The 24,304-nt window shown below is 70.5% G+C and carries 19 protein-coding genes; 9 read left to right on the top strand and 10 right to left on the bottom strand.

Annotation, left to right across the window (positions count from 1 at the left end):
* Window positions 1-3,177: 3,177 nt before the first annotated feature.
* The 8 genes from LG943_RS11150 (at window position 3,178) to LG943_RS11115 (ending at window position 12,877) form a co-directional block, all read left to right on the top strand.
* On the top strand, window positions 3,178-4,026 hold the full coding sequence (locus LG943_RS11150) for a sigma-70 family RNA polymerase sigma factor (RefSeq protein ID WP_270072158.1): 849 nt from the start codon (window positions 3,178-3,180) through the stop codon (window positions 4,024-4,026).
* A gap of 242 nt (window positions 4,027-4,268) precedes the next feature.
* Complete coding sequence (locus LG943_RS11145) at window positions 4,269-4,586, top strand: pilin (RefSeq protein ID WP_270072157.1); 318 nt, start codon at window positions 4,269-4,271, stop codon at window positions 4,584-4,586.
* Window positions 4,587-4,590: 4 nt separating this feature from the next.
* Window positions 4,591-6,420, top strand: coding sequence for a hypothetical protein (locus LG943_RS11140; RefSeq protein ID WP_270072156.1), 1,830 nt, complete (start codon window positions 4,591-4,593; stop codon window positions 6,418-6,420).
* The gene (locus tag LG943_RS11135; protein WP_270072155.1) at window positions 6,410-7,315 is read left to right on the top strand and encodes a PrgI family protein; all 906 of its coding nucleotides are present in this window, start codon (window positions 6,410-6,412) and stop codon (window positions 7,313-7,315) included. Before LG943_RS11140 ends, LG943_RS11135 begins: the two co-directional genes overlap by 11 nt.
* Window positions 7,316-7,417: 102 nt before the next feature.
* Window positions 7,418-9,199, top strand: coding sequence for a VirB4 family type IV secretion system protein (locus LG943_RS11130; protein WP_270072154.1), 1,782 nt, complete (start codon window positions 7,418-7,420; stop codon window positions 9,197-9,199).
* Window positions 9,199-11,514 carry a type IV secretory system conjugative DNA transfer family protein gene (locus LG943_RS11125; protein WP_270072153.1) on the top strand — a complete coding sequence of 772 codons (2,316 nt, stop codon included), beginning with the start codon at window positions 9,199-9,201 and terminating at the stop codon, window positions 11,512-11,514. Before LG943_RS11130 ends, LG943_RS11125 begins: the two co-directional genes overlap by 1 nt.
* Window positions 11,511-12,347: a replication-relaxation family protein gene (locus tag LG943_RS11120; RefSeq protein WP_270072152.1), complete on the top strand. Its 837-nt coding sequence runs from the start codon at window positions 11,511-11,513 to the stop codon at window positions 12,345-12,347. Before LG943_RS11125 ends, LG943_RS11120 begins: the two co-directional genes overlap by 4 nt.
* A gap of 62 nt (window positions 12,348-12,409) precedes the next feature.
* Window positions 12,410-12,877 (top strand): C40 family peptidase, encoded by a 468-nt coding sequence (locus LG943_RS11115; RefSeq protein WP_270072151.1) that lies wholly within the window; start codon window positions 12,410-12,412, stop codon window positions 12,875-12,877.
* Window positions 12,878-13,011: 134 nt separating this feature from the next.
* Here the strand turns inward: LG943_RS11115 and LG943_RS11110 are convergent, their stop codons facing one another.
* From LG943_RS11110 to LG943_RS11065, 10 genes are all read right to left on the bottom strand, one after another.
* Window positions 13,012-13,647 carry a 3'-5' exonuclease gene (locus LG943_RS11110; RefSeq protein ID WP_270072150.1) on the bottom strand — a complete coding sequence of 212 codons (636 nt, stop codon included), beginning with the start codon at window positions 13,645-13,647 and terminating at the stop codon, window positions 13,012-13,014.
* A 201-nt stretch (window positions 13,648-13,848) separates the two neighbouring features.
* A complete protein-coding gene (gene fxlM / locus LG943_RS11105) occupies window positions 13,849-15,075 on the bottom strand; it encodes a methyltransferase, FxLD system (RefSeq protein ID WP_270072149.1) in 1,227 nt (408 codons plus the stop codon).
* 51 nt (window positions 15,076-15,126) lie between these two features.
* Window positions 15,127-16,314, bottom strand: a complete 1,188-nt coding sequence (locus tag LG943_RS11100) for a lanthionine synthetase C family protein (protein ID WP_270072148.1) — start codon at window positions 16,312-16,314, stop codon at window positions 15,127-15,129.
* Entirely contained in the window at window positions 16,314-19,361 is a 3,048-nt protein-coding gene (locus LG943_RS11095) for a lantibiotic dehydratase (RefSeq protein WP_270072147.1), read from the bottom strand. Before LG943_RS11095 ends, LG943_RS11100 begins: the two co-directional genes overlap by 1 nt.
* A gap of 73 nt (window positions 19,362-19,434) precedes the next feature.
* The gene (gene fxlA, locus LG943_RS11090) at window positions 19,435-19,590 is read right to left on the bottom strand and encodes an FxLD family lanthipeptide (RefSeq protein ID WP_270072146.1); all 156 of its coding nucleotides are present in this window, start codon (window positions 19,588-19,590) and stop codon (window positions 19,435-19,437) included.
* A 310-nt stretch (window positions 19,591-19,900) separates the two neighbouring features.
* Window positions 19,901-20,818 (bottom strand): tetratricopeptide repeat protein, encoded by a 918-nt coding sequence (locus LG943_RS11085; protein WP_270072145.1) that lies wholly within the window; start codon window positions 20,816-20,818, stop codon window positions 19,901-19,903.
* 110 nt (window positions 20,819-20,928) lie between these two features.
* Window positions 20,929-21,252: a hypothetical protein gene (locus LG943_RS11080; RefSeq protein ID WP_270072144.1), complete on the bottom strand. Its 324-nt coding sequence runs from the start codon at window positions 21,250-21,252 to the stop codon at window positions 20,929-20,931.
* Between the two features lie 45 nt (window positions 21,253-21,297).
* Entirely contained in the window at window positions 21,298-21,630 is a 333-nt protein-coding gene (locus tag LG943_RS11075) for a hypothetical protein (protein WP_270072143.1), read from the bottom strand.
* Between the two features lie 29 nt (window positions 21,631-21,659).
* The gene (locus LG943_RS11070; protein ID WP_270072142.1) at window positions 21,660-21,884 is read right to left on the bottom strand and encodes a hypothetical protein; all 225 of its coding nucleotides are present in this window, start codon (window positions 21,882-21,884) and stop codon (window positions 21,660-21,662) included.
* Window positions 21,885-21,887: 3 nt separating this feature from the next.
* Window positions 21,888-22,445, bottom strand: a complete 558-nt coding sequence (locus LG943_RS11065; protein ID WP_270072141.1) for an ATP-binding protein — start codon at window positions 22,443-22,445, stop codon at window positions 21,888-21,890.
* 803 nt (window positions 22,446-23,248) lie between these two features.
* On the opposite strand from LG943_RS11065, the gene LG943_RS11060 reads away from it, so the two are divergent.
* Window positions 23,249-24,295 carry a helix-turn-helix transcriptional regulator gene (locus tag LG943_RS11060; RefSeq protein WP_270072140.1) on the top strand — a complete coding sequence of 349 codons (1,047 nt, stop codon included), beginning with the start codon at window positions 23,249-23,251 and terminating at the stop codon, window positions 24,293-24,295.
* Window positions 24,296-24,304: the final 9 nt, after the last annotated feature.

Raw genomic sequence — 24,304 nt, 5'->3', positions numbered from 1 at the left:
GGCCGCCGTCCCCGGCGGCCGAGGATCGCAACGCGATGGTCCAGCCCAGCGCCGACGACATGGCCGACGGTGGCGGCCCCCTCCCCGGCGGCCGAGAATCGCAACTTCGGCGGCTTGTGGCCCGCCATCTGGTCCTCGAAGTGTGGCGGCCGCCGTCCCCGGCGGCCGAGGATCGCAACCCGCGTCCGTCGTGCCCAGCACGGTGAAGGCCACGGTGTGGCGGCCGCCGTCTGTGGCGGCCGAGGATCGCAACGAGGTCGCGCGCGGGCAGCTCCACCACGGCGTCGGGTGGCGGCCGCCGTCTGTGGCGGCCGAGGATCGCAACGAGGAGATGTCCCCAGCCGAGCAGCGGCGGCGGTTCGGTGGCGGCCGCCGTCTGTGGCGGCCGAGGATCGCAACACCTGGCCGCCGGCACGGGCGCGGCCGACCCCGGAGTGGCGGCCGCCGTCTGTGGCGGCCGAGGATCGCAACGCGCCGCGCGCCCGCATGATCGCCGCCCGGCTGCGTAGTGGCGGCCGCTGTCCCCGGCGGCCGAGGATCGCAACGACCCCGAGCCCTACCGCCACAACCCCCGCTACGCGGGTGGCGGCCGCCGTCCCCGGCGGCCGAGGATCGCAACCAGTTGTACGCCCACTCCGTCCCATCCGCCCACAGGTGGCGGCCGCCGTTCGCGGCGGCCGAGGATCGCAACTCCCAGGTCAGTGATGGTGCTGACGCCCTGTGGCTGTGGCGGTCGCCGTCCGCGGTGGCCGAGGATCGCAACCCTACAAGCTCAAGCCGGGCCGCCCGCGCTTCGCGGTGGCGGCCGCCGTCCCCGGCGGCCGAGGATCGCAACGCCATCCGGGTGGAGGAGTACTCCCGCACCTGCCAGGGTGGCGGCCGTCGTCCCCGGCGGCCGAGAATCGCAGTCAGCAGACCACGCGGCGTTCGGCACGATGAAGGGTCGTGGCGGCCGTCGCTCAGGGCGACCGAAAATCGCAAGACCCGCACCGCCCCCAGCTCGACCGACCTCTCCACCGGTGGTGGCTGCCGTTCGCGGCGGTCGAGGCTCGCAAGCCGGCGTAGGCGCGGCAGTCTCCTACCCACGGGATCGTGGTGGCCGCTGCGCGCAGCAGCCGACCGCTGTCTAACGCATCGCATTCACTTCCGTTCAGGGAAGTGGGGGTCACACCACCACTTCGGAATACTCGAAAAGCGCCACCAAAGGGGCGCAATAGGAACATATACCAATCCGGTATCACTAGATTTATTCATGCCAAAATAGGATATATCGATTGAACTACAGGTGACTGCTACCCATTTCGATCCACGGATGGAGGAAATGCACTCCAAGCCGCCAAGAGGGCGCGAACCCTCTACTTCATCTTATCCCATGTGCTTCAGCATCGAGCGACGGCTAGTTCGGGTAACAGTCCCTGTTGGTCTAAGGTGACTCTCGGAAGTGGCGCGCACCCGCAGGTGCCTGATAGATTTTTTCTCGGCAGCCCAGGTGAAGGTCCTCACCTAAGGTGCAGGCGTAATATTTGAAGCGGAATCTGATCGATATTCATACCCGATATCCCCGAGGGCTTCCACCTCTGGAGGGGGGTGATATCCTTGGCAATTTATGACGATGATGGGCGCGCTAATAAATGGCTGGCCCTACTAAAGAAGGTGGCAATATTCTGTGGCGCCCGTGCGCTGTGGGAGATAGCTACTTGGGTTTTCCGATGGTGGATGGGCGACGACTGAACCATACACCCAGTGGGGAAGAGTTCAGGAAGTCTTCACCTCATATGGAGGTCTGCGTCATGGTCTCCTGATCGGCCGCAGTGCGGTCCATCTGGCCTGCCTTCGAATGAAACCCAGGGTCTGGACAGCCACTTTGCCAAGGGTATAAGGAATTTGGCTTGCGAACGGAAAAATGAAAGGCTGTCGCGAATTTCCCCGAAGGGGTTATAGCCGAAACAGAGCCCCGGCCATCGCGCGCTTGGCCGCTCAAGGTTGGCGGCGGCCGTTCACGACGGCCGAGAATCGCAAAACCCTGCCCGTCGGTTACTGACCGCCGGCCCCGATGTGGCGGCCGCCGTTCGCGGTGGCCGAGGATCGCACTGGCGATGGAGTCCACCAGGCCTGCGCGACTACACTCCGGAGCCTCAATCGGTCAGTGTCCCTGCCATGGAGACCTTGCTGAACGCCTTGGGCGTGGGTGTGGAGAAGCAACCGCCCGAAACACCATCTACTTCGCAACCTTGCTGGCTATGCATCCTCATGTGCCACTAGATCAGAAGTACGTGTATCGCCACATGCTGGACCACGGCGGCCTAGCTTCGAAATTCTTCTGCTGATTCGATTGAAGGTCGGCCTCAAGGTGAGCGTCCATGGTTCCTGGTCGCGCCGCGTACGGCGGCGCTGGTCAGGGAGGTGGGGTTATGCGGGCAACCACGGTGGCGCGGGGCCGGGCGGGGGCGGGGCCGTTGGGGCTGGTGCGGCCTGTTCCACGGGGTTCGACGGCGCCGGGGCGGCAGTTTGGTGGTCAGCGGGCCGCTGCCGGTCCATGGCTGCCTCCCCGGGGCGGCTGGGGCGGGACAGCGGTGCGGTGGGACGCGGCCACGGCGGCGCAGGCGCTTTTCAGGCATCTGCGACATCTGGGCTTGAGTCGGGTCTATGGGGCCGTCCACACCAAGGTGGCGGTCGTTTCCTTGCCGCGCGGCATCACCGTATGGGTCCGTGACGGAGTGTTCTTCTGGCGCGACTCCGAAGGCCGCCTGGTCCGGTGGTCGGGGAACGACGCGCGGGGGGCGGCGTACCGACTGCTGGCCGAACTGCGCAGGCCGCAGGCCGTTGGGAGCGGCAGCGGCCTGAGCCGGGCATGGGTACCGGCGGCGTGAAGAATTTTGGGTGGTCGGCGGCTTCGCGCAGCGGTGAGTGCGGCGGGCGTGGTGGTGTGCTGAGGCGGACACGGACTGAACACGGCGCGTTTTCCCTAGTCGGGGCGTGTTCACGGGTGGTGATGGTGTGCGGGTGCGGCTGGGCGGGGTCGCGCCCGCACACCTCTTCGTTGGGGGCAAGATTTTTCGTGCTGAGTACGGAATGATCACGGGCTGAGGGCGGGTGGAAGGCGCGGCGAGCACCCGCTGATGACAGCGCTCTTTTGGGTGGGCGGCGTCCATGACGCCTCACCCGAGGAGACCGCTGATGTATTCCGATACCGCGCTGGATGTGGCCGAGCGCGAGTTCCTGCGCCTGGTCCCCGACCCGCTGCGCCTTGAGCGCGGCGACGCCGCCCCGGCCTTTTCCCGAGCCGCGCTTCCTGGCGTCGTTTGGCCGCTGGATCTGCTGGCGGCCCGGACGCTGCTGCTGGCGCCGGGCACCGACCGGGCGGTGAAGGATGCGGTGTGGCGGGTGGTCATCGCCCGCGCGCGGATGTCGCAGGACTGGATGTGCGGGGCGATCGGCCTGGCCATGCCCGCGCTGAAGGGGTGTGCTCGGCGCTGCACGCGCGGCCTAACGCCTGCCGGGGCGGAGGAGGTCGACGCCGAGATCCTGGCCGGGTTCATCGCGGCGGTGCGGGAGATCCGCACCGACTACGCCAACCTGGCCTGGTACCTGCGCTGCCGTGCCCAGCGCGCCGGTCTTCGTTCGCGCAGACGGCTCCTGGAGCAGGCGGGCGCCGAGGTGGGAGACCATGACGCCCCCGCTGCCAACAGCGTCGCCTCCACTGGCGGGCACCCTGATCTCCTGCTGGAGCGTGCTGTCTCACGCGGCGTGCTCAGTCTGGCTGAGGCCGATCTGATCGGGGCCACGCGTCTGGAGCAGATGTCGCTTCGAGAGGTGGCCGCCGCATCAGGTGAGGGCTACTGGGCGTTGGCCAAGCGGCGTTCCCGCGCCGAGCAGCGGCTGCTGGCGGCGCTGGAAAGTGGCGACCTCGATCCGATGGCGGGACCCGCAGCATACGCCGAGCCTGACCTCGGCCGGGCGCCGCGCGCTTCGTCTGCTCTGCGGGTGTCTTCGGTGTCCAAACCGGGGTGGGCGCTGGCTCTTTAGGAGGTGAGTCCGGGCGCACCGGCACCGAGGCGGGTGGGTTTCTCTCGTCACTCGCCCTGACGTCGCAGAGATCGGTAGCGGGTTGAAGAACGGAGAGGGGGCAGTCCGTTCGCTCCGCCCGCCGCCGGTGCGCCCCGGCTCCCTGTCCAGCAGCGCCGGTCCCGGGAGGCAGCGTCATGGCCCACGAGGAACACCACGCCCCACGGCCCTCCATATCCCTGAGGCGAGCCCTCACAGTGGGGGTGGCGGCTACCGCAGGCGCCGTGGTCTGGGCGGCGGCCGGTGCGGAGTTGGCGTGGGCCGAGGGTTCGGCTGAGGCGTCCACCGCTGACCTGCGCGAGGTCATCACCCGTCTGCGCAACGTCATCGTCGCGCTGGCCTCGGCGGTGGGCACGCTGTTCCTTACCATCGCCGGGCTGCGGTGGATGCTGGCCGGTGGCGACCCCTCCCAGGTGGAGGCGGCCAAGAAGGCGATGAGCGGGGCCGGGATCGGGTACGGCATCGCGATTCTGGCCACCGTGCTGATGGCGGTGCTGGACTACATCGTCCAGGGCGGGTGAGGCGGTGGCCGCCCCCGCTCACCCGCGACCGCCCGAGCCTTCGCCGGGGCCGCCCCCCAACCCGCCGGAGGCTCCGGCGGCGCCCGAGGCCGAGGAGCACCCCGAGCCCGAGCCTTCTCCCGGTCCGCCCCCGCCGCCGCCCGATCCCGGCATGCAGCCCGACCACAGCGGTCCCGAGTCCGAACCGGAGGCCGGTCCCGACCCGGTGGACCCGCAGGCGCCCGAGTGCGGGTTCGCAGAAGTCTCCTGCCACGTCACCGGATGGTTCGCCGACTTCGTGGCCGACGCGCTGAACCCCCTCTTCGGCTGGATCGCGGGCATGGCCTTTCGCGTCCCCCAGCCCAGCCAGGGCGTGGAAGGGCTCTGGGAAGGTGTGCTGGCCGTGACCAACACCTGCTTCGTGCTGTTCGTCGTGGCCGGGGGCGTGGTGGTCATGGGCCGGGAGACCTTCCAGACCCGTTACAGCGCGGGCGAGGTCGCCGGCCGGGTGGTGTTCGCGTTCGTGGCGGCCAACTCCAGTCTGTGGGTGGCCCGTGAGCTGTTCCATGCCGCTGACGCCCTGGCCGAGAGCATCGGGGCGCTGGGGATCGACGCCGAGGAGGCCGCGCTCAACCTGCGCGGTCGCATGGAGGAGATCCTCACCGAGGCCGTGGTGTTCACCGTGCTGCTGCTGGTGGCGCTGGTGGTGATGCTGGTGGTGTGGGTCGTCACCGATGTGGTGCGGGTGGTGATGTCCATCGTGCTGGTGATCGCCGCCCCGCTGCTGCTGGCCTTCCACGCGCTGCCCCAGACCAACTACGTGGCGGCGCTGTGGTGGCGGACCATGGCCGGGCTGTGCGCGATGCCGGTGCTGCAATCGCTGGCGTTCATCGCGATGATGCGGCTGTTCTTCGAAGGCCAGTTCGCCTACTTCGGCCACCTCGACACCGCCGCCGGCCCCATCCTGGGCGGCGGGACGGGACCGCGCCCCCTGGTGGTCGCCACGGCCGTTCCGGCCGATGAGCCCACCGGCGGGCAGGGCGGCGCCGGCATCCTCTACGACCTGGTCCTGTTCCTGGTGCTGGTCTACGTCCAGATCCGCATCCCGTTCTGGGTGATGAAGCTGGTGTGGTCGCCGCACCCGGGCCAATCTCCCATCGTGGCCTTGGCCAAGGTCGCGGCGATGATGCTGCTCTACCGGGGGCTGCGCCATCTGCGTTTGGCCAAGGGCGAGCCGTTCACCTACCACCGCTTCCGTCCCGGACCGGCGCCGCTGCGGATGCTCACGGGCCGGCGGCCCGCCATGCTCACCGCTGGAGACGCCGGTTCCACCCCGCCGGGGCCGGGCGGGCTGGAGCCGCTGCGCCCCAACGCGTGGTGGGTGCGCCGCAGCTACGGCCATACCGCCGGAGAACTCGGGGGATTCCCCGCTCTGGGAAGGCCGTGGGGGGCCACCGGGCCGCGGCCGGTCGGCGGCCCGCGCGCACTCGGCCCGACTCCGCCGCCGCGGCCCGGCTGGAGCCCGCCGCCGCGCGCTGCGGTGGGAGACGGCCGGTTCCCGCGCCGCCCGCGCACCGAGCAGGAAGTCCTGTTCCGCCCGCCGCCCGCGCCGAAAACCCCGCCACGGCGCCGCTGGCGCCAGGGTGTGCTGCCGACCCCGCCCCCGGTACGGGTGACCGGTCGGCGGACCGTCCAGCGCCTGGGCGAGGTGCTGGACGCCCCGGCCCCGCAGCGGCCGGGGCGGGTGCGCGGTCAACTCGGGCTGTTTCCCACCCCGCGCCGGCGCTGGGTGCAGCGCCGCCTGCCCGTGACCACCGTTCACACCACCATCGGAAAGGCCGACCGTGACGACTGACGACCCACGACGGTGGCGCGTGTGCATCCCCGCCGACATCGACCGCCCCGAGCCGGTGGCCTTCGGGCTGACCGGGCGACAACTGCTGATCACCGCCCCGACCGCTCTGGGGCTGTGGGCGGGGTTCCTGGCCATGGGTGGCACCGTGCCGCCCGGTGTCCTGGTGGCCGCAGGAGTTCCCCTCGCGGCTGTTGCGCTGGTGCTCGCGCTGGGGCAGCGCGACGGCCTCGGCTTGGACGCCTTCGCGCTGGCCGCCGCGTCGTGGGCGGCGGCGCCCAAGCACCGCTCCGGCGCCCTCACACCTGGCCGGATGGCGTTGCCGCGATGGGCACCCCGTGCGCGCAAAGAGCCGAGCCTGGCGCCGCTGCGGCTTCCCGCCTCGGCCGTGGAGGACACCGGCCTCCTGCGTTTGGAAGGCCGCCAGGCCGCGGTGATCGCCTGCACGAGTCTGAACTTCCACCTGTCCTCCCCCAGCGAGCAGGAGGCGGCGATCGGCGCGTTCGCCGCCGTGCTGGACTCGCTGACTCACCCGGCGCAGATCGTGGTGCAGGGCCGCCGACTCGATGTGGCTCCCTACACCGCGATGCTGCGCGGCAACGCCGCCCACCTGCCCGATCCGGGCCTGGGTGAGGCCGCTCGCGCCCACGCCGACTTCCTCGACGGCCTCGGGCGGCACTGCGATCTCACCCAGCGCCGGGTGCTGGTGGTGGTCACGGCTCGCCCCGGCGGCGAGCAGAGGGCGCCGGTCCTGCACATCGCCGAGCAGGTCGTCACCCAACTGGAGGGCATCGGCATCGCGGCGCGCCGCTGCACCGGCGAGGAAGTGCGCTGGCTGCTGGCCGAGGCCATGGAGCCCTACCGCGACGCGCCGCCACACCCCGGCACGGAAAACTGACCCGCCACCTGTCACCTGCTGGCCAATGACCATGGGAGGTGTCCTATGCGCCCTGTCCGTCTCAGGCGAAACGCCGCCCCGTTGGGCGGACCGTCGATCCGGGTGCTGCCCCGGCGCCTCGACGTGGAGGGCGGCTGCTGCCAGACCCTGATCATCACCGGCTACCCCCGCGAGGTCGGCCCCGGGTGGGCGCAGCCGCTGCTGACCTACCCCGCTCGCATAGATGCCGCTCTGCACGTCGACCCGGTGCCCGCGCCGGTGGCCGCCACCCGGCTGCGGCGGCGCCGGGCGCGCCTGGAGTCGGCTTGGCGGCTGGACGCCGAGCGCGGCCGCACCGAGGATCCGCACCAGGCCGCGGCCGCCGGTGATGCCGCCGAACTCGCCGCCCGGGTGGCAATCGGCCAGGCCCGCCTGTTCCGGGTGTCCTTCTATCTGACCGTGCACGCCCGCACCCCCGATGAACTGGAGGCCGAGGTCGCCAACCTGCGCGCTCTGGCCGCCGGGCTGCTGGTCAACACCCACCCGGCCACCTTCCGCGCCCTGCACGGCTGGCTGTCAACACTGGCGCTGGCCACCGATGCGCTGGGCCAGGCGCGGACCATGGACACCGACGCCCTCGCCGCCGTTATGCCGTTCGCCTCCCCCGACATCGAGGAAGACCTGGGCGCCACCTCGGTGGTCTACGGCGAAAACGTCCACAGCGGCGGCCTGGTGCACTTGGACCGGTTCGCCCGCGGCCAGGACAACTACAACATGGTCGTGCTGGCCCGCTCCGGTGCCGGCAAGTCCTACCTCGCCAAACTCGAAGTGCTGCGTTGCCTCATGGTCGGCGTCGGGGCCGCGGTCATCGATCCCGAGGACGAGTACGCGGCGTTGTGCACGGCCCTGGGCGGCTCCCGTATCCCGCTAGGCACCGAGGCGGGCCGCATCAACCCCTTCGACCTGTGCCGGGCGCCAGAGGGCGGCAGCGGGCTGAATGCGCTGGCCCAGCGGGTCCTGTTCGCCCACACCCTTGCCGCCGCCATGGTGGGCGACCTCGACGCCGACCACGCCGCCGCCCTGGACCGCGCCGTGATCAGCGCCTACGCCGAGCACGGCATCACCCGCGACCCGGCCACGTGGGACCGGGAGCCGCCGCTCATGGAAGACGTGGTCGCGGCCCTGGACGACGACGAGGAGCCGGCCGGGCCTGTTCTGGCCGCCCGTCTGCGGCGCTTCACGGCAGGATCGGCCGCTGCCTTGTTCAACGGCCCCACCACCGCCCCCACCACGACGCATCTGACGGTGTTCGCGCTGCGGCACCTGCCCGAGGAAGTGCGCACCGTGGGCGTGCTGCTGGCCCTGGACCGCATCTGGCGCCACCTGGAGACCGCGCCGCCGCGCCCGCGCACGATCACCGTTGACGAGGCGTGGGTCCTGCTGCACAACCCGGTCGCGGCCCGCTACCTCTACAAGCTCGCCAAAGCGGGCCGCAAACGCTGGTGCGGGCTGACACTGATCACTCAGGACGTCGGCGACCTGCTCGGCAGCGACCTGGGCCGGACCGTCGCCGCCAACGCCGCCACCTGCCTGCTGCTCCGCCAGGCCCCGCAGAACCTCGACATGGTGGTCGAGGCGTTCGGCCTCTCCGAGGGAGAACAACAGGTCGTAGTCACGGCCGCACGCGGTCAGGCACTGCTGGTGTCCGGCCAGCGCCGCGCAGCGGTGCGCGCCCTGGCTTCGCCCTGGGAGCACCGCCTCATCACCACCGACCCCGCCGAAGCAGCCGAAGAGGCACCGTATGGGGAAGGCCCCGATAAGGAGCACTTCACCGAGGACCACGAGGACGCTGCGGGCAGCGACGCCTGGGACAACGAAGACGACGACCCGGCGAAGGCGCGCTGATGGTGATCGCCGTGCCACCCGACGTCGAGGCGCTGGTCGCCGCCGCGCCACTGGCCGGGGCGGGCGCTCTGGCCTGCGCCAGTGCCTATACCGCCGCAGTCTTTGCCGCCCGGTGGCTGCGCTACCGCATCCAGCAGCCCAACGCCCGCCTCATCGACGTGCTGCCGCCCCCCGAGGCCGCGCTGGAGGGCGCCCACGCCTTCTGGGCTCACTGCCTGGGCCTGCTCAAACCCCGCTGGCAGCGCCTGCTTCTCCAACCGCACCTGGCCTGGGAGTACACCGCATCGGCCGCAGGCGTCCGCATCCAGATCTGGGTGCCGGGCACCGTCCCGCCCGGCGTGGTCGAGCGGGCGGTGGCGGCGGCCTGGCCGGGCGCCACCACCCGCACCCGCCACCCCGCCCCGGCCATCTCACCCGGCGCACACGCCACCGGAGGATGGCTGCACCTGGCCCGCAACGACGCCTACCCCCTGCGCACCCGGTTCGGCGAGGACCCGCTGCGCGGCCTGCTGGGCGCCCTCACCGACCTCGGGGCTGGCCAGCGGGTGTGCGTACGGGTCTGCGCCCGCCCGGCCACCGGATGGCGCGTTCGCCGCGCCCGCCTCACCGCCGCCCGCCTCCGCGGCGCGGCCACCACCCTGCTGGCCGACGTCGTCTCCACCAAGGGCCGCACCGGCGGCCGGGCCTGGCCCGACACCGGCGACGACGTCCGCGCCATCCTCACCAAGACGCAGTCGCCGCGCCTGGCCTGCCAGATCAGCTACCTGTTGACCACCGACCGGCCCACCCCGCAGGCGGCCGAGGAACTGCGCGGGCGCGCCCACGGCGTCGCCGCCGCCTTCGCCGCCTTCACCTCCGGCACCAACCACCTCCACCGCCGCCCCATGGCCGCCCCCGCACTGTGGGTCCGGCACCGCTACCTCGCCCGCGGCTACCTGCTCTCGGTGGAGGAACTGGGCGCGGTGGCCCACCTGCCCACCGACACCGCCGTGCCGGGGCTGCGCCGCGCGGGGGCACGCCGCATCGCACCCGCACCCGCCGTTCCCGTCGGCGGGGAGAACACCCGTGTCCTGGGCGACGCTGATGCCGGCACGCCTCGCCCCATCGCCGTGGGTGTGGCCGAGGCCCGCCAGCACACCCACATCCTCGGCAAGACCGGCTCGGGCAAGAGCACCTTGCTGGCCAACCTCGTGCTCCAGGACGCCGACGCCGGCCGGGCGGCCCTGGTGATCGACCCGCGCGGCGACCTCGTCAACGACATCCTGACCCGGCTCCCCGAGGAAGCGGCGGACCGTGTCGTGCTGTTCGACCCCGACGACCGGGCCGCACCGCCCCGGCTCAACCTGCTCCAGGGCGACGACCCCGACTTCACCGCCGACTCGGTCGTGGGCATCTTCCGCCGCATCTACCAGCAGAACTGGGGGCCGCGCACCGACGACATCCTGCGCGCCGCCGTACTCACACTGACCCGCGCCGGCGACCCCTACCTCACGCTGGGCGAGGTGCCCGTACTGCTGGCCGATGACGGCTTCCGCCGCGATGTCCTGGCGCGCATCGGCCCCCGCCAGCCGGCGCTGGCCGGGTTCTGGCGGTGGTACGACACCCTGCTGCCCAGCGCCCAGGCCACGGTCACCGCCCCCGTCCTCAACAAACTGCGGACCGCCCTGCTGCGCCCGTGGGTTTCCCAGGTCATCGCCTCAGGCCCCTCCACCGTGGACCTGGGCGGGGTCTTCGACTCCGGCGGGCTGGTGCTGATGCGCCTGCCCAAAGGCGTGCTCGGCGAGGACACCGCCAGCCTGATCGGGTCCATGGCCCTGGCCGCGACCTGGCAGGCCGTCACCGCCCGCGTCACCCGGCCCGAGGCTGAGCGGCCCGACTTGGGCGCCTACATCGACGAGTGCCACAACTTCCTCAACCTGCCCGGCTCGCTGGCCGACATGCTCGCCGAGGCGCGGGGCTACCGCCTGGGCCTGACCCTGGCCCACCAGGCCCTCGACCAGCTCCCCGACACGCTGCGCCAGGGGCTTTCAGCCAACGCCCGCACCAAGGTCTACTTCACCAGCTCCCCCGACGACGCCGCCCGGCTGGAAGCCCACACCCGGCCCGAACTCCTCGCCCACGACCTCGCCCACCTGGGCGCCTACCAGACCGCCGTGCGCCCGCTGGTCGGCGCCCGCGAGCAGCCCGCCGCCACCATGCGCACCCGCCCCCTGCCTCCGCTCGTGCCCGGACGCGCCGCACACGTGCGCCGCGCGGCCCGCCGCCACAGCGCCGACCGCGCCCACACCTACACCGAGGAGGACCTCGACCTATGAGCATTCAACCGACTGAGCCGGTGGAGGAAGCGCGACTGGCCGACCTCGCCCGCCTGCTCACCAACCGCGACCGCGCCATCGTCGCCGACCTGGGCGACCACCGCGTCATGACCACCCACCACCTCACCGCCCTGCACTTCGCCCGCACTCACCCCTCGCGCGCGCGGCGCCGCCTGGCCTTCCTGCATCGCCTCGGCGTCTTGGACCGGTTTAGGCCCCGTCTGGCACTGGGCACGGCCCCCTGGCACTGGGTCCTGGCCGCCGCCGGTGAACACGTCTACGCCGACATCCACGAACTGCCCGAACCCGCTCAGCGGCCCGGCAGCCGCATCCGCCTGGCCCACTCGGCCCGCCTGGCCCACACCCTGGGCCTGTCGGCCTGCTACACCGCCTTCCGCACCGCCGAACGCGCCGCCCCCGGAGCCGCGCTGCTGCGCTGGCGCACCGAAGCCGACTGCGCCCGCCGATGGGGCCGCCACATCCGCCCCGACGCCTACCTCCTCTGGGCACAAGACGGCCGCGAGCTGGGGGCCTTCCTGGAATACGACACCGGCACCGAACGCCACGCCCAACTCCTGCGCAAGATCCGCGGCTACACCGACCACGCCGCCGCCTACCAGCGCACCACCCACGTCCTGTTCGTGGTGGCGACCCGAGTGCGGCTGGCCAACCTCGCCCAAGTACTCGCCCCCCATACCGGCGACCGCGTCGATATCCACCTCACCACCGAGACCCTCCTGCACCAGCACGGTCCCGCACACCCCATCTGGACTCCAGCCCCAACCCCGCATGAGCACCTGCGGCTGAGCGCCATCGGCACACACGACCACTGAGGAGGGAGAACACGCTGATCAAAGCCATCATCGCCGCCGTCGCCGGGGCACTGACGCTGCCGGTGATCCTGGCCGCCGCCATCACCGCCTCCCTCGCCGGACACGAGCCGACAGACCACGCCGAGGTCCGCATCGGCGCCGGCGCCCACCACGGCGGCGGCCACGGAGCAGACGCCGCCCAATGGGCGCTTCGCCACGTGGGCAAGCCCTATGTGTGGGGCGGCACCGGGCCGCACGGGTTCGACTGCTCGGGACTGGTCATGCGCGCCTGGCAGCACGCCGGCACCGACATCCCCCGCGTGACCACCGACCAGTACCGCATCGGCACCCCGGTGCCGCTGGACCGGCTGCGCCCCGGCGACTTGCTCTTCTACGACACCGGCGGACCCGGCGGCGCCCCCGCCCACGTCACGATGTACGTCGGCGACGGCCAGATGGTCAACGCCCCCTCCAGCGGCAAGACCATCCGCGTCGAACCCGTGGAATCGGCCTACTACGAACCCCTGTTCATGGGAGCCCGCCGCCCCTGACACGGGACCAGGACCGCCTCCGTACGGCACCGCCCACGCGACCGCGCTCGCGCGCTTCCGCCGACCCGGGGGCGCCGCGAGACCCGGGCCGGGAGGCAGCGGTCCCTGACACGGTGCGCGCCCTCGGGCACCTTCTACAGCAACGAGGTCTGCTCGTACCCGCCGTCGCCTTCGGCTCCCCAGCCTTCTCCGGCTCCGGCAACGAGTTCGTTCAGGGACGGTGTCCGCAGCCAGTGCTCGGCCACGAGCTCTGCCAACAGGAGCGCGGCGGCGACGGCGTCCCACAGCGCCCGGTGGGGGCGCCCGCCGGGCACCAGCTCGTTGACGCGGTCGGTGAGCCGGTAGGCGTCGGTGAGAGCGGTCAACGATCGCTTCGGGGCGCCGGTGAGCTTGGCCAGCTTCAGCGTGTCGATGATCCCGGCCGGGCGGACCTCGGGGAAGCGGAGGTGGAGAAGTCGCCAGTCGACGCCGACGTTGTGGCCGACGATGAAGCGGCCGTTGAGACGGCGGAGCAGTTCGGGCGCGACGGCCTCGGGCTCAGGGGCCTCGCGCAGGACGGCGTCGGTGAGCCCCGGCGAGATCCAGGGGCGGCGCGGGACCGGGCGGCCGGGGTTGACCAGGGTTTCGTAGGCGTCGTTGACAGCCGGGAGTCCACCGGCGAGGGGCACGACCGCGATCTCCAGGATGGCCTCGTTGTCGCGGTCCTGGGCTCCCGTGCCCTCCAGGTCCAGCGCGGTCAACGGGGCGTCGGTCCAGGGCGGCTCGGTCACGGTGGACTCCCGGCGTGGTCAGTCGTCGTCGTAGCGTGCGTGGGCGGCGAGTCGTTCGCGCGCGGCGTCGAGCTGGTGCCGCTCCTCGTCGCTCAGGTCGTGGCCTTCCAGCCCGGCCGTGCGCGGCGTGCAGACGAGGATGATCGACTTCCCAGATGGCGGTGGCCGTTGTCAGGGGGCACCGGCTCTACAACTGGAGTACTAGAACCTGACCACGAGTCGCGTGTGAGGCTTATCGATGATGTGGCTGCTGCCGATCTCCGCGGTCGGTGTTCCGGCCGGATAAGCGACGATTGTCGGATGGATGGTGCGATCGGGGCTCCAGGCGCGAATCTGGTCGCAGATCTGCTCGGCCAGGTCGGCACCGCGTGGACCGTGGCCGGAGGCGCCGAGTTCCCAGCGGCGCTCTCCTTCGCTGACGGACCGGAGAGTTAGATATGCGAGCGACTCACCTTGAACGACGGCGGGGTAGCGGGCGGGCATTACCGCGTCGCGCAGTCCTGCGTCGACCGCGGCTTGGCCGGCGACGAGTCGGCAGGTGCCGGGTGTGGAGGCGGTCAACCGCAGCCAGATGCCGTCGAGCGATTCCATTGGCCCGACCGACTCGCCAGACCACACGTTCTGCCGAGGTTGGTCGAAGATGTCGCCCAGCGCCTTCGGGTCGATGTCCTGGTCGACGTCCCACGTCATGGTGACCAGCCCGCCTGGATCGAGAGTGGCGGATCGCTCGCCGTCCTGGCCGTCCCCGAGCATGGGCACGAACCCACACAGTTCCTCGGCGTCGGATTCCAGACGGTCGCCGCGGCGGACGAACGCGACGGCGCGGGCCTGGCCGCGCCAGCGCAGGGGCACGACCATCCGGCCGTCCTGAGCGAGCTGATGCCACCAGGCCGGCGGCAGGTCCCACGGGCCGACCGTGACGATCAGGCGCTGGTACGGGGCGCGTTCCGGGGCGCCGAACCGCCCGTCGCCGGTGACCACCTGCACCCGCTCGTACCCGGCGGCATCCAGCGCCTGGCGCGCGTGGGTCGTGACCTCGGGGTCGATGTCGACGGTCGTGACCTGCCCGGTCGGGCCGGTCAGCTCCGCCAGCAATGCGGCGTTGTAGCCGGTACCGGCTCCGATTTCGAGGATGTGGTCGCCGGGCTGGACGTTGAGCTGGTCGAGCATCATCGCCACGACCCCCGGCACCGACGCGCAGGACAGAGCTGCGCCATCGGCCGCCCGCTTGGTGATTACGGCTTCCTCGGCGTACGCCTGGACGAGGTCGGCGTCGGGGACGAACGGGTGCCGCGGCACGCGGCGCATCGTCGCCAGCACCCGCTCAGACAGCGGATGCAGGCCGGCGATGGCTTGCCGGTTGGCGATGATCCGGTCGACCATCTCGGCGCGTAGCTCCTCGGGCGAGCGCGTCTGGTCGCTGGTCATGGCGGTCATGGTGTCCCTTCATTGGTTGGAGTCGATACCGGTGGGTCGGTGCTAGGAGCCGAGCAACAAGCTGGCGTCCCAGCGGCTATCGGGAGGGTTGCCGGTCGTGGCGGCGAGCTGGGCGAGCTGGATACCGGCATGGCCGTCCAGCAGCGCCGGGCTGGTGGCTGGTGCTGACTGCGCCAGGTAGGCGGTGAATCGGCCCGTGAGCGTCGAAACGGCAAAAGTCTCCCCGTCCACGGAGTCGGCGGCCATGCGAACGGCGACCTGGACAAGACCGGCCCAACCGTGGCACAGCGAGGCGTCACCGAACTGGGCGAGTTGCCGCTGATCGGCCACGCACCCTGCCATGGCACGTTCGGCGATCCGCTGCCGTGCGGGGTCGTCCAAGGCCAGTCCGGCGAGTTGTTGGGCTCGTGCGAGGCCGGGCGTGCCGTAGCACCAGGACGGACGTTGCGGCTCAGAACGAGTGGCCGTCCCGGTACGGTACTCGCCGGCCGAGATCAATCCGGGCCACCACGCCGCTGCCCCCGACCCGATCCTCCAGTCGTCCAACCAGGCACAGACCCTTGCTATCGCATCGGCCTGCCCGTCGACGGCGATATTCCGACGGAAGGTGCTCGACAGGAGGGCCAGGGGTCCGGCGATCCCGTGCGCGAGGCCGAGGTTGGTATGTCCGCCTGGCCAGTGCGGGGATGGCCGGTCCTCGGGTCCGTGAGCTGACCACCAGCCCGGCAGGCTGACCCCGTCAACGGTGACCGGACGGGTAAGTCGAACCAGGTAGCGGAGGATGTGGCGAAGCAGCTCGTCGTCGGCACGTCGATGCAGCAGATACACGCCGAGCCCGGTCAGACCACGGATGAGGTCGTACTCCGCCAGGGCCGGCGGCTGCCCGGCCTCGAGGCGATCGTGCGCACGGTCCAGCCGGTGCAGGACGATCGCGGCTACATGGGCGTCGAGCTGATCGAGGACAGCGGCATACGCGGGCTGGTTGGCGGTGTGCAGGACGAATGCCACGGCTGGCGCGCCATGGTGCAGCCCGCACGTGTCCGGGTCGGCGCTGATCGGTTCGCGGACCATGGTGGTTACCCACTGGTGCGCCGTGGCCCAGTTTCCGGTGCCTGCACGTGCCGCCTCGATATGCGCCAAGGCGATGCCCGCCGCGCCGGTATACAGCGACTGGCCCCAGCCGGAGGCTGATTGGTCCGGTGGCGAGGGTGTGAACGCTCGACCGGTCATCATGCCGGCCCTGAGCAGCGGGCGTACCAGGCCAAGGCCGCTTGTCGCGCGAGCCGTCGGCAGGTGGCCTCACCGTCCCGGTCGATGCCGCGTGCCCGGTTGTGGTGCATGTGCAGCAACGACTCCGCCACCATGTCCATGTTGGCATCGGTCGGCAGGGTCGCCCGGTAGGCATGGAGGGCGGCTGTCCGCTCCTGCCATGCCTGATCGACCTCGGTCGGCCACTCGGGCAAGGCGGAACCAGCGGTCTTCAGCGCCAACTCGACCGCGGCATCGGCGACACCCCGATCGGTCGCCGGGCCGGCTGCCGAGTGCGCTCTCAACCACCTCATGGCGGTGTCGACGTCGAAGAAGCCGACCAGGATACCGACCATGTTCGCGACGGTGAGCGCGAGCGGATCAACCTGTCCCGCCAGGTGCCGCAGTTCAGCGATCACGAGCCGGGAATCGGCGACGAAGACGGCTTCGGCCGCCGCGAGTGCGCCGCCTGCACCGTATCGGCCTACCTCAGGCGTGTAGGTGTCGAAGAGCAGATGTCCGACGAGTCCCTGTTCGCGCAGCCGGTGCGCCCAGCCGCTGACCACGGCCGCGTAAGTGCCGTACTGCTCGGGGTTCGCAAGGCGAATGCGGAGACGGAGGTGGTCGGTCTGTTCGGGGTTGTGGTAGCGGATGAACCAGAGGTCGGCACCGTCAATGCCGGCCGTCAGTTCCGGGAGTTGGAAGGCGATGATCTCGTCGTGTCGGTCCGGGTGGGCGTGCAGCCGCGCGTACAACCACCGCGCGCCTGGGGCGGCGGGCGAATGACCGGCGTCGGCGTTGGTGACGACCGGCAGGCTTCCGGTCGGCGGACCAGGAACGGGTGGACGGTTGCTGATGAGAGGGATCGCTACCTCGTGGGCGTGCCCCTCGATCCAGTCGAACGCGGCCCGATCGGGCGCCTCAGTCAGCAGGGCGTCGCCGAAACGGGCGAGCTGGGCGTGCAGGAGGGCGGCGTGCAGCGGCTGGTCGAGGTCGAGGCGTAGCGTCCGATCCTCCTCGCGCAGCTCCACTACCGCCGGGCAGCGCCAGCGTTTCCGCCACGTCGTAAGCAGCTTGCGCCATTCAGTGTCAGGGGTGCGACCAGGAAGATCCTTGGCGGCGAGTCGCCACCGGGCCGGGGCGAGGACGGCTCGTCCGTACCGTACGCGCGGCAGGTAGGGCAGTTCTTCGGCCTGCGGACCCCAATCGAACGACGTCCATCCGTGACCGAAGCCGCGGGACAGGCGCGCCAGGAATCGGGCGAGCGGTGGTGGTTGCTTGGTCAGGTCCAGGGCGTGGAACACGAGCGGCTCGATGACCCGGCGGCGGGACAGACTGACCAGGTGCAGCCGACCGGCGGTCGCGGTGATCGCCACATCGTCAAGCTTGATGACCTCCGGGCCTTCGTCGCCACTGACGACGCGGTGTTCCCCGAGGGGAAGAACGGTGGGCAGGTACGTCGGGACACGGATGATGTTCTCCGCGTACGGATACGCCGCGCCGAAGGACATCTGCACCGGCAAAGCGCCAGCCGTGGTCGTCGGCAGCGTTCGGTACACGTCGGTCAGCCCGGCGCCGGTCGCGGTGGCGGTAAAGCGGGACGTCATCACCCCCGCGGCACGTGCCGGGCTGATGACCAGTTCGTAGTCACCATCGGTCAGGGCCTGCCGGCTGGCCGCGTGAATGCGCGCTGCCACCTCGACATGGGGAGGAATGAGCGCGTTAGTGGACAGTGGCCCGGCAATGCCATCGACCATGTCGTCGGTGATTACGAGTTCGCGGCTGCCGTCGACCACCGCCTGCCAGGCCAGAGCGAACAGGCGTTGGTCTCGGTTGCTCGGCGGCTCGACCGGATCGGGCAGGAGCGTGTCCGGGTAACCGGGCGGGTAGCCGATGCCGGCATCGCTGACGGCCTCCGTGACCGGCACCAGCGTGCCGGTGCCGTATCGGTCCACGAACGCCCGGTGGTAGGAGTGCCATCCCGCCGAGCCCTCAGGTTCGCGGGCCAGCCGGAGCAGCGTGGTGGCTGCTCGTGCGGCCTCGGTGGCGACGTGCGTCGGCACCTGCACGTCGGCGTCGAGATGCAGATCAACCGCAAGCGGGCTGCGCGTGGCGGCGGTGATTCGCTGCATCGTGTCAGTGATCTCGGCCCGAGCCGAGGCCCTGCCGAGATCAGACGGGAGGACGTTGTGCCGGCGGATCTGGTCGTGTACCCGCTCCAGTTCGGCCAGCAGCGACGCCGCCTCCGGTAGTCCAGCGGCTCCGATACTGCGGAGCTGGTCGACCACATGGCCAAGCGGATCGGGCTCGGTGAACGGCGCGCGCAGGTTGCTGATGAGCACCCCCTCGCGTACCAGTTCTCCGAGCATCGCGGCCGCTGCCGCCGGCGCCGTACCGAACGCGGACGCCAGCTTGTCGGCCAGCACACCGAACCGGACCGGCGAGGCCGCCGTCCGGCACGTCGTGTCGAGCGCGGCGGTATAGGAGAGACGGATCCGGCTGGGGCCGTGCGGGGCCTCCAGCCACCGCCCGCGCCGTACCGCCAGGTTGGTCAGGGTCACGTCGAGCCGCTCAAGCAGGCTCGGTACCGCTTCCAGCCGAGTGACGACGTCCGATAACCAGTGGGTGTCAGCCCGGACGACCGCGCTGTGGCCACTGCCCCATCGGACCTTGGAAGCGTCCGCCAGCGTGGTCGGCGCGATGCCTGCAAAAAGGCCGAACGGTGTTGGGCGGCCGGTACTGCGAAGGAGGTAGCGCGCCGTGGCCAGTACCGCACGGCGAAGGTCCTTGGAACGCACCGACCGCCCGGCCCGTATCTCAACGACGCGAGCGGCCAGGGTAGGGCTGGCCTGTCCGATCGAGTCGGCCAACTCCAGACGCGACCAGACATGATCGAGCCACTTTCGACTGGCCTCTGTGTCATCGGGATCGGGCCACGTGACAGGAGCGTCGGCCAAGCTCGCCGCTGCGGCGCGCAGTAATGCGATGCTGGCGTGACGGTAGAGCACATCGCCAGTGGTGGTGTGCATCGATCAGCCCTTCCAAGCCGAGCTGGGACGGAAGGTGGGGGCGGGACTCCCTGGTCCCGACCCCACCTGGTGGTCAGCAGCTACTGCTGGTGCAGGACGACGCGCAGCTCGGCGCGCACCCGTCGTTGGTCGTGCACGCCGTGGGGGACGTGCCTACGGCCTCGGGCACGATCTGTACGTCGAGCGCGAACGGGTTCTCGGCAACGTCGAGAACAGCGGACTCGTTCATGGATTCCATCTCCTTCTGTACATTGGGGGTATCGGGCTGACCGCGGCCGCATGGGCGGAGACCGCGGCCGGTGGCGTGCACGGCTTGGTTCGGGGGCGACCACGCCAAGGTCCTTCATCGGTGAGATTGCGGAGCCGTCTGACGCAACAGCTCAGGGTCGCGCTCGGTGGCAATGGGCTTGCCTGGCCCCGGCTGAGCGCGGGGAACGCGACGAGGGAGCACGGCCGGAAGTGCCTGGGTGCGGCTGTCTTTATTCGGGAAGGTGGCCGCACCGCCGAGCCGTCTTCAGGGCCGTGTCGGATGTACTGAGTTAGCCGGCTTTCTCATCGGGCAGCCGCATGTCGGCGATGAGCCGTCCCAGCTCGGTGGCCTCGGCCGTGGCGCCGATGGACTGGGCCAGGCGTCGGGCTTCGCGTGCGGCGTCGAACGCGGTGTGGATGCGCTGCGCTTTGCGGTAGGTCAGGGCGAGTCCACGCAACGCGCGCACCTCCTGGTAGGTGTCGCCGTGGGAGCGGAACCACTCCCGCGCCTGCTGGCCGAGCTGCTCGGCGGTGTTGATGTCGCCGCGTTCGCGGCGGCAGTCGGCGATGTGGCGCTCCATGAGCGCGATCCCCCGCTCGCGTCCCAGGCCGGCGAAGACGACGCGTGCCTCGCGGTAGCGCTCTTCGGCCTCCTCGGGTTCGCCCCGCTTGAGCGACACCGTCCCCAGCGCTTCCACGGCCCCGGCGATCCCCAGCTCGTGCTCGGCGGTCGTCCACAGCGCCTGGGCGTGGAGGAAGTTGCTCTCGGCCAGGTCGACGCGGTCCTGCCACAGGCGGCACCGCCCCAGCCCGACGAGCATGTGCGCCTGGGCGGCCTTGGCCCCCAGAGCCTGCGCCGAGGCCAGCCCCAGCGAGAAGACCTCCTCCCACATCTCCAGGTCCCGGCGCCGCGCCAGCCAGTTCACCAACGCCTCGCACAACTCCCACGCCTCGTTGTGCCGCGCGGTGGCGTGGGCGATGCGGACACAGGCCCGGAGTTGGGGGGCGAGGTGGTCCATCGCGTCCAGGGCTTCGCTGTCGCTACCGAACGGGTTGTCGGTGCTGACCTGCTCGTAGCGGGGGCCGAGGACCCACCGGTAGGGGTTGAGGCGGCGGTCGGCGGCCACCGCCAGCGGCAGCAGGGTGTTGAGCAGGGTTTCGGTGGCTTCCTCGGCGGCGGTGGTCGCTGAGGCCAGGGTGTCAGTCATCTGTCTCCATTCACTCGGTCGGTCATGCGGATCGGGGCGGGTTGGAAGGCACGACGGCGAGGGCAGTGGCAGGGCTCCTCGCCGCCGCGCCGGTCATGGGGGCGCGCGGTCTAGGGAGTCTTCTTGGTCGCGCGGTGGATGCAGCCGCACCGCAGCTTCAGCGAGATGGGCCACGTCACGCCGCTGATCACGTGGAGGTGCCACGCATCAGCGGTGAGGACGTCCAGGGCACCGGGAAAGGCATCCTGGTGCCATTGGCGGCACGGGTCACTGCATAGGAAGTCGGGGTCGGCCAAGACGACGCCGCGGGCGTCCCGCCACGACAGCAGCGCGCCGGTCACCAGGTACAGCAGAAGCAGGGCGTTGATGTGGAAGACGAACGAGTGCAGGTCCATGGGGGTCTCGTCTAGAAGCGGAGGTGGAGATGAAGGCACGGCGGCGGGCCGAAGGGAGGAGTAGGTACCCCGCCGCCGTGCCGGTCAGTGGGGCCGCGCCAGCAGGGCGCGGCTGCGGCGGGCGAGGTCGTCCAGGACGTCGCTCGCCCGGCTGAGGACGGTCGGCTCCTGGCCGATGGGCCACGACGTCGGCTCGACGTCAGGGCTGTGAAGCGTCCAGGTGCTGTGGTTCTCGGGGTCGGCGGTGACGAGCTGGACGCTGACGCGGCGGCCGAAGCGCTGGACGGCGAAGCGACGACCGCTGGAGTCCTCGGTGTCGGGGGTCACCCGCACGCCGTAGGTGCGGGCGAACTTGGTCAGGCGGTCCACGGCTGCGGCGACCGTGACGATCGGTGCGGGGGTCTGTCTGCGGGGCATCGCTTCTCCCTGCGGGTCAATACGGGGGGTTAGTGAGGAGAGGGCGGGAGCCACCGCTCCGCCTCGGTGATCGCGTCACGGAGCTGGGGAGCGGTGGGAGCCGCGAGCGGGGCCATCAAGACCGGTCCCCGGTGGAAGCCCCAGAAGCGGCGGCTTGCCGGTCCCCACATGACCAGCCAGCGTCGACCGACGATCTCCTGGAGGCGGTAGGCGTCCTCGTACTGGCGGCCGTCCTCCTGAGCGCTCCACGCCACGGGTCACACCCACCGGCCCGGCCGGTCGAACTCGGCCCACACTGTGACCCCGGGGCCGCTGTCGTCGCGGTGCCAGCCCCAGTCGCGGCTCAGCGCGGCAACGAGGTCGAGCCCGCGCCCCGACTCCTCCGTGACGAGGTCGGCGAAGAGGTCGGCGCTGGCCGGCGTGGGGACGGTGGTCGCGGCGCCCGGCCGAGGCCCTTGGTCGGTGACGCTCACCCGGCAGCCGCGGTCCGGCAGTCGCTCCAAGTCGACGCGGACCGTGCCGCCGGGCAGGCCGGACGCCGTGTGGCGAAGGGCGTTGGTGTGCAGCTCCGACAGCACCAGCAGCAGCGAGTCCGCGTGGTCATAGCCCAGCCCGCTCGATCGCCACGCCCAGCTCCTCGCGGCCCTGATCTGGTCGGGCTCGTGACCGAAGAGGACGCTGTGAACGTCCGCGACAGTGGAGGGGATGCGGCGCGGCAGTGTCAGCAGGCGACGCTGTTCAGCGTTTCCGCCGTTCAGCTCCTGCGGGTTTCCGTACTCCGCACACAACCGCGAAGGACCCCGAGGGTGACTCACGGCGCACACCTCCGCAAGGCGGTCGCCGACTCGGCCCACCGGTGGATTTCCCGGGTGGAGAGCAGGCTGTTCAACGCGCTCGAGGGCCTGGCGGATGCCTCAGGCGGTCCGCCCGCAACGCGGACATGCCGGTTGGGATGGATCATCCGGAGTCCGAACGGCAGCCCAGCTCCGTAGGCGGGAGGCGACGCTTCAAGGCAGAGGGGCTCTGTCCGGCACGACCGGGTAATGACCCCGGCGAGCATCACCGCACCGCCCCGTCGGCAGTGGCCAGGAGCCGGGCGAACCTATCCAAGTCGTAAGACCCCACGGTGTCGCCCGTGTCATGATGAACGGCTTGGAAATAGGTATCACCGCTCTCGTCGGCGGAGTACCGAGCGCACCAAGACGGGTACTTCAAAGTCAGATCGACGAACCTTTGGTAGGTCGGGAAGTCGAGTGGCCGTGGTGTGTACTCCCGGGCCTGAACGGGGTTCACCGCGAACCCCATGCCTGGAGTTCGGTCGGGCGGCGAGCGCAAAGCAAGCTGATGGGGACACGGCCCGGACGGTAGCCCTCGGGATGCGCGGCTTGCATGAATTCAAGATCAGGGATTGCCATACTTCTCACCTGCGGCTTTCGGTGCCTGCCCTATCGTGAGAACGACGCTACGCGTGCCCTGCGCGTCATGGCAGTGACCACCAGTACGGGTATCCGCAGGCCAGGAGGCCCCGATGCCGACCCCCCATGGTCGAACCCCGACTCCAAGTCAGAGTTCCCAGTCCCGCGTTGACGGCGACCGCGAAGGACGCATCGCCGGGTACGTGTTGAAGGTGATACGCCAGTCCGGGAACCTCACCCAAGAGGAACTGGCTGAACGGCTCAGCGTAGACGTCACCACCATTCAGGGGTGGGAGTCCGGCCGCCGTCCCCTCATGGCGGTTTCTGCCGGAACATACCTGCGGATCCGCCACTTCCTATTGCGGAATGGCACATCACCGCGCCTGCTGAGCCAGCTCGACACCGCAATGGAAGCCGACCGTTTTATCGGATACGTGCTCAGTCATGAAGGCCCGCTCGACTTGGACGCTCACCCGTTGGCGAGCTGGGTCATCACCCGACCGTTCACCGACCTCATCGGTTGGACTTTTACTGGGACGGCGCCTTCCGCCTTGGCTAGCGCACCGGTGCGCCGGCGAGGCCCGGTGCCTCCAGGCCCCCGGTTAGCCGCCGATGAGCGCAACCACGTCATAACTCATTTGCGTGCGGCCGCTGAACAGGCAGCCCTGGACACCACCGAAGGCGCTCTTCTGCGACGCCAGGCTCACTACGTGGCGGGCTTCGACTCTTCCAGCGAGACGGTCGAGTGGTTGGCGGTGATGCAGCGCGCCGAGCAGAGACGACTGCGCCCTGGGGAATGGTCGCCGTCCTGGGCAGTGGTGCGTTCAGGGGCACACACACTGGCTCGCCGAGGCGATGCCGAGGCACTGCCGCGGTTCATCGGTGTGCACATCGAGACCGACCAGTGCGAGATCGCGAATTTGAACTACTGGGCGTACTGGCTGGGCGAACTCGCAGACCCACAGCTCTCCGACGCGTTCATGATCGAGGTAGATTTGGACGCCTGGCACGGCGGTCGCCTGGTAGAGCACCTCACCACCAGGCTTGATCGGTCGAACCCCTACGTCGACGTGGTCGCTCACACCCTGTGGTCACTGGTACACCGCAAGCCGGGAGCCGTCACTCCGACACGGGGCCGCGCGCTAGCTGAGGCGGTGCAGAAGATCCTGGAGGAAGGGGGGATCTCCCCCCAATCACGACGCGAACTCCAGGAAGTGCTTTACGCTCTACGGATCGTTCATCGGCGGTGAGAAGAGGTC

Source organism: Streptomonospora mangrovi (assembly GCF_027604915.1).
Lineage (GTDB): Bacteria > Actinomycetota > Actinomycetes > Streptosporangiales > Streptosporangiaceae > Streptomonospora > Streptomonospora mangrovi.
The sequence above is the reverse complement of the archived record's forward strand: the minus strand, read 5'-3'. Positions and strand labels throughout refer to the sequence as shown.

Coding starts and splice junctions, on each gene's coding strand:
- LG943_RS11095 (WP_270072147.1), bottom strand. CDS start 19,361: ATGCACACCACCACTGGCGATGTGCTCTACCGTCACGCCAGCATCGCA.
- LG943_RS11100 (WP_270072148.1), bottom strand. CDS start 16,314: ATGACCGGTCGAGCGTTCACACCCTCGCCACCGGACCAATCAGCCTCC.
- LG943_RS11120 (WP_270072152.1), top strand. CDS start 11,511: ATGAGCATTCAACCGACTGAGCCGGTGGAGGAAGCGCGACTGGCCGAC.
- LG943_RS11125 (WP_270072153.1), top strand. CDS start 9,199: ATGGTGATCGCCGTGCCACCCGACGTCGAGGCGCTGGTCGCCGCCGCG.
- LG943_RS11150 (WP_270072158.1), top strand. CDS start 3,178: ATGTATTCCGATACCGCGCTGGATGTGGCCGAGCGCGAGTTCCTGCGC.
- fxlA (WP_270072146.1), bottom strand. CDS start 19,590: ATGAACGAGTCCGCTGTTCTCGACGTTGCCGAGAACCCGTTCGCGCTC.
- LG943_RS11085 (WP_270072145.1), bottom strand. CDS start 20,818: ATGACTGACACCCTGGCCTCAGCGACCACCGCCGCCGAGGAAGCCACC.
- fxlM (WP_270072149.1), bottom strand. CDS start 15,075: ATGACCAGCGACCAGACGCGCTCGCCCGAGGAGCTACGCGCCGAGATG.
- LG943_RS11075 (WP_270072143.1), bottom strand. CDS start 21,630: ATGCCCCGCAGACAGACCCCCGCACCGATCGTCACGGTCGCCGCAGCC.